Origin of the sequence: Chryseobacterium lathyri (assembly GCF_019970085.1) — a bacterium.
GTDB classification, from domain to species: Bacteria; Bacteroidota; Bacteroidia; order Flavobacteriales; family Weeksellaceae; genus Chryseobacterium; species Chryseobacterium lathyri.
The window spans coordinates 252,568-265,178 of record NZ_JAHXYG010000005.1 but is presented as its reverse complement, the minus strand read 5'-3'; the positions used below and the strand labels follow the sequence as shown (position 1 = coordinate 265,178).

At 36.3% G+C, this 12,611-nt stretch carries 12 protein-coding genes; all 12 read left to right on the top strand.

Features of this window, described 5'->3' with window-relative positions; translation table 11 throughout:
• The first annotated feature begins 69 nt into the window (after positions 1-69).
• The 12 genes from LC418_RS17130 (at position 70) to LC418_RS17075 (ending at position 12,597) form a co-directional block, all read left to right on the top strand.
• Positions 70-1,263, top strand: coding sequence for an efflux RND transporter periplasmic adaptor subunit (locus LC418_RS17130; protein WP_223560034.1), 1,194 nt, complete (start codon positions 70-72; stop codon positions 1,261-1,263).
• A gap of 134 nt (positions 1,264-1,397) precedes the next feature.
• On the top strand, positions 1,398-2,921 hold the full coding sequence (locus LC418_RS17125) for a glycosyltransferase family 39 protein (protein ID WP_223560033.1): 1,524 nt from the start codon (positions 1,398-1,400) through the stop codon (positions 2,919-2,921).
• A 72-nt stretch (positions 2,922-2,993) separates the two neighbouring features.
• Positions 2,994-3,746 carry a subclass B1 metallo-beta-lactamase gene (gene bla, locus LC418_RS17120; protein WP_223560032.1) on the top strand — a complete coding sequence of 251 codons (753 nt, stop codon included), beginning with the start codon at positions 2,994-2,996 and terminating at the stop codon, positions 3,744-3,746.
• Between the two features lie 207 nt (positions 3,747-3,953).
• Entirely contained in the window at positions 3,954-4,853 is a 900-nt protein-coding gene (locus LC418_RS17115) for an NAD(P)/FAD-dependent oxidoreductase (protein ID WP_223560031.1), read from the top strand.
• Positions 4,854-4,963: 110 nt separating this feature from the next.
• The gene (locus LC418_RS17110; protein ID WP_034729278.1) at positions 4,964-5,290 is read left to right on the top strand and encodes an ArsR/SmtB family transcription factor; all 327 of its coding nucleotides are present in this window, start codon (positions 4,964-4,966) and stop codon (positions 5,288-5,290) included.
• A 56-nt stretch (positions 5,291-5,346) separates the two neighbouring features.
• Positions 5,347-5,820, top strand: a complete 474-nt coding sequence (locus LC418_RS17105) for a DUF6428 family protein (RefSeq protein WP_223560030.1) — start codon at positions 5,347-5,349, stop codon at positions 5,818-5,820.
• A 23-nt stretch (positions 5,821-5,843) separates the two neighbouring features.
• Entirely contained in the window at positions 5,844-6,455 is a 612-nt protein-coding gene (locus LC418_RS17100) for a low molecular weight phosphatase family protein (protein WP_223560029.1), read from the top strand.
• A 2-nt stretch (positions 6,456-6,457) separates the two neighbouring features.
• On the top strand, positions 6,458-7,492 hold the full coding sequence (gene arsB, locus LC418_RS17095) for an ACR3 family arsenite efflux transporter (protein ID WP_111956554.1): 1,035 nt from the start codon (positions 6,458-6,460) through the stop codon (positions 7,490-7,492).
• Positions 7,493-7,623: 131 nt separating this feature from the next.
• Positions 7,624-8,889 (top strand): serine hydroxymethyltransferase, encoded by a 1,266-nt coding sequence (gene glyA, locus LC418_RS17090; RefSeq protein WP_111956556.1) that lies wholly within the window; start codon positions 7,624-7,626, stop codon positions 8,887-8,889.
• 60 nt (positions 8,890-8,949) lie between these two features.
• Positions 8,950-9,414 (top strand): regulatory protein RecX, encoded by a 465-nt coding sequence (locus tag LC418_RS17085; protein ID WP_223560028.1) that lies wholly within the window; start codon positions 8,950-8,952, stop codon positions 9,412-9,414.
• A 44-nt stretch (positions 9,415-9,458) separates the two neighbouring features.
• The gene (locus tag LC418_RS17080) at positions 9,459-10,550 is read left to right on the top strand and encodes an aminotransferase class I/II-fold pyridoxal phosphate-dependent enzyme (protein WP_223560201.1); all 1,092 of its coding nucleotides are present in this window, start codon (positions 9,459-9,461) and stop codon (positions 10,548-10,550) included.
• 118 nt (positions 10,551-10,668) lie between these two features.
• Positions 10,669-12,597: a polysaccharide biosynthesis protein gene (locus tag LC418_RS17075; RefSeq protein ID WP_223560027.1), complete on the top strand. Its 1,929-nt coding sequence runs from the start codon at positions 10,669-10,671 to the stop codon at positions 12,595-12,597.
• The last annotated feature ends 14 nt before the right edge of the window (positions 12,598-12,611 follow it).

The following is a 12,611-nucleotide window of genomic DNA, read 5'->3' as shown; positions in this document are numbered from 1 at the left end:
TAATGTTTAAATATTTAAATCCTCTCAATTAATTTTTCTCCTTTTAATCGTAAAAAATAAACTAGATATATGAAAAAGAAATTCACTTGGAAAAAAGCCATTTATATTGTACTCGGGCTTTTATTTGCAGTGGCATTGATCTTCGGGATTGGGTATCTCGTAAAATCAAATTCTAAAGAAAGTGAAGCTTTCCTGACCAGAAAACCAAAATACCAGGACATGGAAGATAAGGTGATGGCGACAGGGAAGATCATTCCAAAAGAAGAGATCGAGATCAAGCCGAATATTGCAGGAATCATTGATAAAATTCTGGTGGATGAAGGAGATAAGGTAACGGCAGGACAGCTGATTGCTACAGTAAGAATCATTCCTAATATTGCTGATGTAAACAATGCTCAGCAGGAAGTGGTGAATTCTCAGCTGCAGATCAGCAACGCTAAAATGAATGTGGATAATATGCAGAAGCAATATTCTATGCAGGAAAAACTGTACAAGCAAGGCGTTATTTCCAAGCAGGAGTACTTGAACTCTCAGCAGCAACTGTTTTCACAGCAGCAGACCCTTAGAAATGCCAACCAGCAGCTGGCTACAGCTCAAAAAAGATTACAGATCGTAAAAACGGGGGCTACTCCGGAACTTCAGGGCCTTGCAACAACGCAGATCCGTTCCAAAGCAGCAGGTACTGTTCTTGAAGTTCCTGTAAAAGTAGGAAGCCAGGTAATCGAGGCTAACTCATTCAACGCAGGGACAACCATCTGCTCCATTGCAGACCTTAATTCTTTGATCTTTCAGGGAGAAATAGATGAAGCTCAGGCAGGAAAACTGAAGCAGGGAATGGATATGAAAATCGTGATCGGTGCCCTTCAGAACAAAACATTTCCGGGAAAACTGACCATGATTGCTCCTAAAGGAAAAGATAATCTGGGAACGATAAAATTCCCGGTAGAAGGTGACGTAAATAACCCTAACAACGAATACATCAGAGCCGGATTTTCTGCTAACGGTGAAATTGTCCTGAAATCTGAAAAAAATGCATTGCTTTTGGATGAATCACTTATCCAGTACGAAAAGAAAAACGGAAAAGATACCCCTTTTGTAGAAGTGAAACAGCCGGATGGAAAGTTCAAGAAAGTATATGTGAAATTAGGGGCCAGCGACGGGATCAATGTTCAGATCCTTTCAGGAATCACCAAAGACTCTGAAGTGAAAGTATGGAACCCTTCCGATAAGGACAAGGAAGAGCTTAAAGAAAAGAAAAAATAGTAAACAATCACTATATATTTAAACTGTAAGATCCTGGGAAATTTTTTCTCAGGATTTTTATTGTTTAAATGGATGTAATGGATATTTTTAATAAATTGTCTTACAAGAAACAGTAACCATACAATCTCATAACTATGAAGAAAAGCTACCTGATTCTCTTTTTCTTTATCATTGTAAAATTCATCCTCCAATATTCTCTGATCAGCTCCGAATATGAGTTACACAGAGATGAATACCTCCATCTGGATCAGGGCAATCATCTGGCTTGGGGATATCTTTCCGTTCCGCCGGTGAATTCATGGCTGGCCTGGCTCGTTAAAACACTCGGAGGGTCCATATTTTGGGTGAAATTTTTCCCGGCATTCTTCGGAGCAATGACCATTGTTGTTGTATGGAAAATTATTGATGAGCTTCAGGGTAGTTTGTATGCCAAAATATTGGCTTCAACAGGGATCCTGCTTTCAGTACTTCTTCGCATCAATTTGCTTTTTCAGCCGACTTCCCTGGAGGTATTGCTATGGACCCTTATCTATTATGTTCTGATCCTGTATTTTAATTCCGAAAAAGTAAAATGGCTCTACCTTGCTGCGGTGATCTTTGGGATAGGCTTTTTGAATAAATATAATATTGTCTTTTCCGTATTGGGAATTATTCCTGCCGTTCTACTGACCAGACAAAGAAAAATATTTGCTCAGCCTCATCTTTATGGTGCGGCCTTCGTAGCTGTATTAATTATGCTTCCTAATCTGATCTGGCAATACAAATTCGATTTTCCAGTTGTTTCACATATGAAAGAACTTTCGGAAAGACAACTGGTTCATGTTGACCGGTTCGGTTTTTTTAAATCCCAGATCCTTTTCTTTATAGGCTCGTTATTGGTCATTATTGCAGGCTTTTATGCGTTGTTATTTTACAAACCGTTTGAGAAATTCAGATCTTTCTTTTGGGCATATGTCATAACTATTGCCCTGTTTTTATTTTTCAAAGCTAAAGATTATTACGCTGTTGGGATTTATCCGGTTTTCATAGCATTCGGGGCTGTTTTTCTGGCGCATATCTTTGATAAAAGTTGGAAAAAGTTTCTTAAGCCTGTTTTTATCCTTGTTCCTGTACTTCTGTTTCTGCCTCTGTATAATCTTGCTTTTCCCAATAAAAGTCCGGAATACATAGTCAACCATCCTGAAAAATATAAAAAAATGGGATTGCTCCGCTGGGAAGACGGTAAAGACCATCCGCTGCCCCAGGATTTTGCAGATATGCAGGGATGGAAAGAGCTTGCCCAAAAGGTTGATAAGGAATATTCTCAGCTTTCAGAAAGTGGCAGGACTTTGGTTCTTTGTGATAATTATGGACAGGCAGGAGCTGTTAATTACTATTCCAAAAAAGGAGTACAGGCAGTTTCCTTCAATGCGGATTACATCAATTGGTTTGATCTCAGTAAAAAATACGATAACCTGATCCGGGTAAAAGAATTTTCCAAAGAAGAAGATGAATTAAAAGAGACAGGTCCTTATTTCGAAAACTCCAAAGCCGCAGATTCCATTGTCAATAAATTTGCCCGTGAAAAAGGAACTACAATCTTTAGTTTTAAAGGAGCAAAAATTGACATCCGTACAAACATCAGGGAGGAAATTAATGAGGTGAAGCACAGATATTAACACTTAATTAACTATAATGGATCATATCATAGGGTGAAATATTTTCTAATTTCGCTGTAATTGTAATGCCCTATGAAATCACTATCCAAAATTTTATTTTTATCCTCAGCTTTGTTATTTTTAAGCTGCAGTTCTCAGAAAGAAACTCAGAAGGCCCAAGTAGTCTATAAAACAGATAACCTCTCCATCATTCAGCTGTCCAATGGTATTTATCAGCATATTTCCTATCTGAACACAGACTCCTTTGGAAAAGTAGAATGTAATGGGATGATTGTGAAAGACGGAAATGAAACCATAATCCTGGATAGCCCTGCCAATGATAAAAGCACAGAGGAATTGATTTCATGGATTAAGAATAACCTTCATTCCAAAGTGAATGCTGTTGTGGCAACCCATTTCCATGATGACTGTGTAGGCGGACTGAAAGAGTTTGGTAAAAATAATATTCCGTCTTATGCCAGCAATAAAACCATTGAACTGGCAAAGCAAAATGGAGCAAATGTTCCGGAGCATGGATTTAATGATACCATCACACTGAATGCCGGAAAACACAAAATTTTGGTGAAATACTTTGGAGAAGGACATACAAAAGACAATGTAGTAGCCTATATTCCTGATGAGAAAGCAATGTTCGGAGGTTGTCTGATCAAAGAAATGAATGCTACAAAAGGATACCTCGGAGATGCCAATGTTCAGGCCTGGTCCCAAACCGTTGAAAAAGTAAAAGCCCAATATCCTGATGTCAAACTTATAATTCCGGGACATGGAGAAACAGGTGGGATAGAACTCCTGGATTACACCATAAAACTCTTCAAAAATAATTGATTCACAGATTATATTCGACAATAAATATGACTGACAGCTGATTTTAAATTTTAATAAGTTTAAAATCAGCTGTTTCTTTTTTTAATCTTTTTATTATTGTAATAAAATATTAACGCAACAATATTGCATTAATGAGATTTTATTTTAACTTTGTGATGAGAAGCGAACAGCTGAAAAACAGACTAACATCCAATATTATTTAGTAAAATGAAAAATTTCGAGGTTATTATTATAGGCGGAAGCTATGCCGGGTTATCAGCAGGAATGTCTTTAGGAAGATCATTAAGAAATACCCTGATCATAGACAGTGGGAAACCATGTAACAGACAGACGCCCCATTCACATAACTTTATTACCCATGACGGAAAAGCGCCAAAAGAAATTGCTGATCTTGCCCGCAAGCAGGTCGAAGCATATGATACAGTGAAGTTTCATGAAGATTCTGTCATAAAACTGAGAAAAACTGATGAAGGATTTGAAACGGAAACTTCTGGGGGCGAAAAATTTTACGCTAAAAAACTGATTTTGGCATCAGGAGTGATTGACCTCATGCCTGATATTCCCGGATTTACAGAATGCTGGGGAATTTCAGTTCTCCATTGCCCGTACTGCCATGGCTATGAAGTGAGAGATGAAGTAACCGGAATTTTTTCAGATGGTGATATGGCCTTTGAGTTTTCAAAACTGGTATATAACCTGACAAAGAACCTCTTCATATTCAGTAATGGCCAATCGGCTCTTTCAAAAGATCAGAAAAACAAACTGGCCCAGAATAATATCATTCTTGTTGAAGATGAAATTGAAAAAATAGAGCATGAAAGCGGAAACATCCGGAAAGTCATCTTTAAAAGCGGAAAAGAAATCTCCTTGAAAGCACTGTATGCCAAAATACCTTTTGAGCAGAACATCAATGCTTCAGGATATCTTGGCTGTGAGCTTACCGAACATGGGTTTATCAAAATTGACTCTATGCATAAAACCAATATTTCCGGTGTTTTTGCTTGTGGTGACAATGTCACCATGATGAGGTCTGTAGCCAATGCTGTTGCCCAGGGAAATTTCACAGGAGCTATTGTCAATAAAGAGCTTGCAGAAGAAAGTTTTTAATTATATATTATAAATTGGTGCCGTCCCCGCAGAAATTTTCTGTGGGGATTTTTTACTTAAAATTTTGTTGCTAAAATATATTATCGTAATATTGCGATATAATAAAAAGTATGGGAGCTACAAAAACAGATTTCTTTACAGATGAGCAGAATAAGATCGCTGTCATAGCAAAAGCTTTGGGACATCCGGCAAGAATTGCCATCATTGAATATCTTCTGAAAGTTAATGAATGCATCTGCGGAGATATTGTCAATGAATTGCCTCTTGCACAGCCTACCGTTTCCCAGCATCTGAAAGAATTAAAGAATGCAGGCCTAATCAAAGGAAACATTGAAGGCAATTCTGTATGTTACTGTATCGATGAAAAAGCGTTCGAAATTTTAAATGCTTTCTTTTCAAATATTATTTCCACCGTTAAAAAGCAGAATTGCTGCTAAATTTTTTTGAATTGAATCATCGTAATATTGCATTATAACAATTAAAATATTGAATTATGAAATTATCAGACATTAAAAGCATTTTACCAGGCTTGGAAAATGTAGAATTCCAACTGGAGGACGGAAGATTTGTACCGGAACACTTCCACGTTACTGAGATAGGAATGGTTACCAAAAACTTCATCGATTGCGGAGGAACCATCAGAAGAGAAGAACACATAAATTTTCAGCTCTGGAATGCAGAAGATTACGAACACCGTCTTAAACCCGGAAAATTATTACATATTATTAATTTGTCAGAAGAGAAGCTGGGAATCGGAGATTTTGAAATTGAAGTAGAATATCAGGATCAGACTATTGGAAAATATGATCTGGAATTTAACGGTAACAACTTTATCTTAAAAAATAAACTGACGGCTTGTTTAGCTACAGACGCCTGTGGAATTCCTCAGGAAAAGCAAAAAATAAGCTTAAGCGGGCTGAAGGCTAATCAGGATTCTAGCTGTACACCAGGTTCGGGCTGTTGCTAATATTAACCTTTATAATGACTGGAATGTATCTTAAATTGACAAAATATATAGAAGAACTTCTTTCTATAGAGATCGGCGAAGAAAGAAAAGCTGTTCTGCAGCCATTAATAGATTTTGTAGAGCAGAAAAAAAGAAATCAAGAATCAATATCTATTAATTTTATCTGTACCCATAATTCCCGGAGAAGCCATCTGGCACAAATCTGGGCACAAACTGCATCCGCCTATTTTAAAATCTCTAATGTAAACTGCTATTCCGGAGGTACAGAGACAACTGCTTTATTTCCTAAAGTTGTTGAAACATTGATGGAAGCTGGCTTTCATATTTGGAAATTAAGTGAAAGCGAAAACCCTGTATATGCTGTTAAGTATTCTGAAAATGCTTTACCTGTCATTGGATTTTCTAAAAAATACGATGATCATTTTAATCCAAATACAGGTTTTGCTGCAGTTATGACCTGCTCCCAGGCAGATGAAGGATGCCCTTTCATTTCAGGTGCAGAGAAACGTATTCCTGTTACCTTTGAAGATCCGAAAATCTCAGATAGCACGCCTGAACAAACCAGAATATACAGAGAAAGAAGTCTACAAATCGGGGCCGAAATGTTTTACGTTTTTTCCCAAATAAATCATTAAAAATGAAGACCAAATTAAAATTTCTTGACCGGTATTTAACTCTTTGGATTTTTCTGGCTATGATCATCGGAGTCGGTTTGGGATATTTTTTTCCTGGTATCTCTGTAATAACAAATTCATTTTCTTCAGGTACGACTAACATCCCTTTAGCTGTCGGCTTAATCCTGATGATGTATCCACCTCTGGCGAAAGTAGATTATAGCCTATTGCCACAAGTGTTCCGGGATAAAAAAGTAATATCTGTTTCGTTATTATTAAACTGGGTCGTAGGTCCAGTCTTGATGTTTGTTTTAGCTGTTATTTTTCTTAAGAATGAGCCGGATTTTATGATAGGGCTCATTCTTATAGGCCTGGCAAGATGCATTGCCATGGTTATTGTCTGGAATGATCTGGCAAAAGGAAACCGGGAATATGCAGCTTTGCTGATCGCCTTAAATAGTATTTTTCAGATTATATCCTATAGCTTTATGGTATGGCTGTTTATTAATATTCTTCCTCAAAAATTAGGATTGGGTAATTTTAATGTTTCTGTACCTATCAGCGACGTAATGGAAAGCGTTTTAATTTATCTGGGAATTCCTTTTTTAGCCGGTTTTCTAAGCCGTTATTTTCTTACGAAACTCAAAGGAAAAGAATGGTACAGCCAAAAATTCATTCCAGTCATATCACCTGTTACTTTATACGCCTTATTATTTACGATTGTCTTAATGTTTAGCCTAAAAGGGGATAAAATATTGGAACTGCCCATGGACGTGGTAAAAATTGCAATTCCACTGATCATTTATTTTGTATTGATGTTTTTTATTAGTTTTTCAATAAACAAATGGCTGAAAGTTCCTTATGATAAAAATGTCTCCATTGCTTTTACGGCGACAGGAAATAATTTTGAATTGGCTATTGCAGTAAGTATTGCTGTTTTTGGAATTCATTCCTCACAGGCTTTTGTAGGAGTTATCGGTCCTTTAGTGGAAGTTCCTATATTGATATTATTGGTTAAAGCAAGTTTGTATTTAAAAAGCAGGTATAAATTGGAGTAAAAAAGTCACCATTGATGGTAAATTACTGCATAATGCCTGAAATTTTATTCCAAAATCGGATTTTAGGATAAAGAAATCTTACAGGAAATTCCGTACATTTGGGGTGAAAAATTTCAAAAACTAAAAGTAAAATGGACATTATTTTCGACCTGATTGAAAAAGAGAGACAAAGACAATCCCATGGATTAGAGCTTATTGCATCAGAAAACTTTGTTTCTGAGAACGTAATGAAAGCAATGGGAAGTGTACTGACCAACAAATATGCTGAAGGATATCCCGGAAAAAGATATTACGGAGGCTGTGAAGTAGTAGATGAGGTTGAAACATTAGCCATCGACAGAGCAAAAGAGCTTTTCGGTGTTGACTATGTTAATGTACAGCCGCATTCAGGATCTCAGGCGAATGCTGCCGTTTATCTTGCCGTTTTGAAAGCAGGAGACAAAATCATGGGTATGGATCTTTCAATGGGAGGACACCTTACTCATGGTTCAGGGGTTAATTTCTCAGGAATTCAGTATCAGGTGGTTTCTTATGGTGTTCAGAAAGAAACAGGACTTATCGATTACGATCAGATGAGAGAGGTTGCTTTGAGAGAAAGACCGAAAATGCTTATTGCAGGTTTCTCGGCCTATTCAAGAGATCTTGATTATGCTAAATTCAGAGAGGTTGCAGATGAGATCGGGGCTACACTTTGGGCAGATATTGCTCACCCGGCTGGTTTAGTGGCCAAAGGGCTGTTGAACTCTCCGTTTGAACACTGTCATGTAGTAACGACTACTACCCACAAGACTTTAAGAGGTCCAAGAGGAGGAATGATTATGATGGGCAAAGACTTTGAAAATACATATGGCCACAAAACGCCGAAAGGAGAAACAAAAATGATGAGCCAGGTATTGGATGGAGCCGTTTTCCCTGGAATTCAGGGTGGGCCGCTTGAGCACGTTATTGCTGGTAAAGCAGTTGCTTTCGGAGAGGCATTGGATGGTCAGTTCGAGACCTATGCCAAGCAGGTTAAATCTAATGCACAGGCACTGTCAAAAGCTATGACTGACAGAGGCTTCAATATTGTAAGCGGTGGTACAGACAATCACTTAATGTTGGTAGACCTTAGAAATAAGAATGTAAACGGAAAAGAAACAGAAAAAGCTTTAGTGCTTGCAGATATTACATGTAACAAAAATATGGTTCCTTTTGATGACAAGTCGCCATTCACCACTTCCGGTATCAGATTGGGAACGGCAGCGATCACGACAAGAGGCCTTAAAGAAAACGATATGGATACGATTGCGGGACTAATTTCTGATGTGGTTGACAATATTAAAAATGAAGAAGTTATTGCTTCAGTAAGAAAGAAAGTAAATGAACTGATGGAAGGCAAAGCCCTGTTCAACTATTAATTTGATTAAAAAACATTATAATAAAGAATGGGCATCTGTCCATTCTTTTTCATATCTATTATGGAGAAGAAATCTTTCACCTTTGATGAAATAAAGCTGAAACTGGTAAATTACTGCGTTTATCAGGACCGCTGTCATGCAGAAGTTGAGCAAAAAATGAGAGAATTTCTGCTGATTGATGAGGCAAAAGATGAAATTATCCTCTACCTTTTGAAAGAGAATTATCTTAACGAAGAAAGGTTTACACGCAGCTATATCAGGGGAAAGTTTTATATCAAGCACTGGGGTAGAAATAAGATAAGAATGCATCTTAAGCAAAAACAGATCTCGGAAAAGCTAATTAACAGCTGTTTTGATGAAATAGATGAAGATGATTATGAAAAAATGATCAGGAAAATCTTCGAAGATTATTATTCCAGGCAAAAAGGAATGCAGGAATATCAGAAAAAATCTAAAACAATAAAATATTTAATGAGCAGAGGCTTTGAATATGAAAAAATAAGTGATACTTTTGACGAAACATAAATAGATAATTGAAAAAAGAAAAAATTTGGCTTTCACCTCCTCATATGGGAGGAAGTGAGCTTGAATATATACACAACGCATTTGATACCAACTGGATTTCCCAATACGGCTCTAACATAGATGAATTTGAAAAGAGCCTGGAAAATTACTTAGGCAACAATTCGCATGTCACAGCTTTGTCTTCCGGTACTGCAGCTATCCATCTGGCATTGAGATTATTAAATGTAGAAGAAGGAGATTTTGTGATCTGCCAGTCTTTTACCTTTGTAGCCTCTGCCAATCCTATTCTTTATCTTAAAGCCATTCCTGTATTCGTAGATAGCGAAAGCGAGACCTGGAATATGTGTCCAAATGCCCTGGAAGATGCCGTAAAGCATTGCATACAGCAAGGAAAAAAGCCTAAAGCTATTATTGCAGTATCCTTATACGGAATGCCCTTTATGGCAACAGAAATACTCCAGATCTCAAGAAAATATGAAATTCCTATTGTTGAAGACAGTGCAGAAGCACTGGGAAGTAAATATAAAGGACAGCCCTGCGGAACTTTTGGAGACCTTTCTGTTATAAGTTTTAACGGAAACAAAATTATTACAACCGGTGGCGGCGGAATTTTGATCTCAAGAAATGCACAATTCAAAAGCAGAGCACTTATTCTTGCAACACAAGCCAAGGATAATGCAGAATTTTACAGCCATTCTGAATTAGGATATAATTACAGAATGGATAATATTGCAGCAGGGATCGGAAGAGGACAGATGGAAACACTGGACGAAAAAATCAAACAGAAAAGAAAAAATCATGATTTTTATCAAGAACTGGTGAAAAATAATGAAAATATTGAGCTGTTTTCTGCTCCCAACAATGACTTTTTTTCAAACTATTGGCTTAATACCGTTATTTTAAAAAATGAGCTTTCAAAAGAAAAGCTTAGAGAGATATTTTCACAGAATGATATAGAAACCAGATATCTATGGAAACCAATGCACCTTCAGCCCCTATATAAAAAGTGTGATTTTTTTGGAAATAATTTATGTGGTACACTTTTTGACACAGGACTTTGCCTGCCGTCCGGGACCAATTTAACAAATGATTATAGATCTAGAATTTCTGAAGTTTTAGAAAATGAAATTCATTAAATTTGTTTAAAATTTAAGGATAGATAGGATTTTATTTTATTTTTGTATCCATTCTTAAAGAATTAATATTAATAAAAGCAGGTGTTAACCTATTTAAACATGAACACATATTCAGACAATGTATAACTCTCTTAGAAAAAAAATATTTGGAGGTGATAATGTTGTCAATCTCTCAGACGTAAGATATCTTCCCAGATGGATAATACTTGTAATAGATATTATTATTCTGGTAATGTCTTTATTTCTTTCTACTTATACTATTGAAAAAATTACCCAAAAAGAGTTTATTTATCATGAAGATAAAAGCATTGTTTTTGCCTTTATTATTTTGATAAATACAATCTTTATGTATTTTTTCAAAACTTATGCAGGAATTATAAGGCACTCTACGTTTATTGATCTTTTCAAACTGCTGATTTCCTGCTTCTGTACTATGACAGTAGTAGGATTAGTCAACCTTATTTATTTCTGGTCTACAGGCGGAAAGTTTATACTGACACCATTCCTGATACTCTACTTCATCATTTCTTTTATGGGACTGTTTCTTTTCAGATTGTATGTGAAAGAATTTTTTCATATCGTCAGAGAATATAGAAGAAGTGCTCTAAAAAAGAGGATTTTGGTATTGGGTATTGATGAGCAGTCTATTGCTATAGCCCGTGCTATTTTAGATAATCCAAGCTTGCCTTATCAGGTAGTAGGATTTCTTACGCAGAGAACAGACTCCAAAAGGGCTTCTTTATTAGGAAAGCCTATCTATGAGAAAAGCAGGATTGAAGAATCTACAAAAGACGATCTTATTATTGACGGAGTCATTATTGTAAAAGAAATGATGTCTAAAGATGAAATGAACTCATGGGTTAATTTATTTTTAGAAAAAGACTTAAATATTTTCAAAGCTCCATCTGTACAGAAATTAAGAGACAGTGACTTGGGGGGAGCAATCAGGAATCTTCAGATAGAGGATCTTCTTAACAGGAAACCAATAAAAATAGAAAGCGAAGAGGTCAAAAGCAGACATTTTAATAAAAACATCTTAGTGACTGGTGGTGCCGGATCTATCGGAAGCGAAATCGTAAGACAGGTAGCTCAGTTCAATCCTGCATTGATTGTTGTACTGGATCAGGCTGAAACTCCGTTATATGATATTGAACTCGAAATGAAGGAAAAATTTCCTCATATCAGATTTAAATTTGTTTTGGCTGATGTTTCAAATATACATAGAGTTGAACCTATATTTCAGATCTATAACTTTTCAATGGTGTACCATGCTGCCGCTTATAAACATGTTCCATTGGTTGAGGAAAATCCTAATGAAGCTATCCGTGTTAATGTTTTAGGTTCAAAAAACATTGCTGTTTTATCAAGTCGTTATAAAGTCAACAGATTTGTAATGATCTCTACAGATAAAGCTGTAAATCCTACCAATGTAATGGGGGCTTCCAAAAGGGCCGCTGAATTATTCGTTCAATCCTTACAGCATGTTGAAGGAAATAAAACAAAATTTATTACAACAAGATTTGGAAACGTATTAGGTTCAAACGGTTCCGTTATTCCACATTTTAAACGACAGATTGAAGCTGGGGGACCAGTGACGATTACCCATCCTGATATCGTAAGATATTTTATGACAATTCCTGAAGCTTGCGAACTAGTTCTCCAGGCGGGAACAATGGGACAGGGAGGAGAAATTTTTGTTTTCGATATGGGAGAACCTGTGAAAATACTTGATCTTGCGAGAAGAATGATTAAATTATCAGGTTTTGAACCTAACATTGATATAAAAATTATCTATACAGGTCTTAGACCAGGTGAAAAACTGTATGAAGAGCTTTTAAGCGATAATGCTAAAACACTTCCTACTCATAATGAAAAGATCATGATTTCTAAAGATCCAACTATGGAATTCCTGGAAATAGAAAGCCTCATTAAGTTGATTACTGATGCTTCTGTAATGGAAGATAAAGTAAATGTGGTCAAGCTTTTAAAAACAATTGTTCCGGAGTTTAAGAGCAATAATTCTGTGTATGAACAATTAGATAAATAAATGAATTATAAATG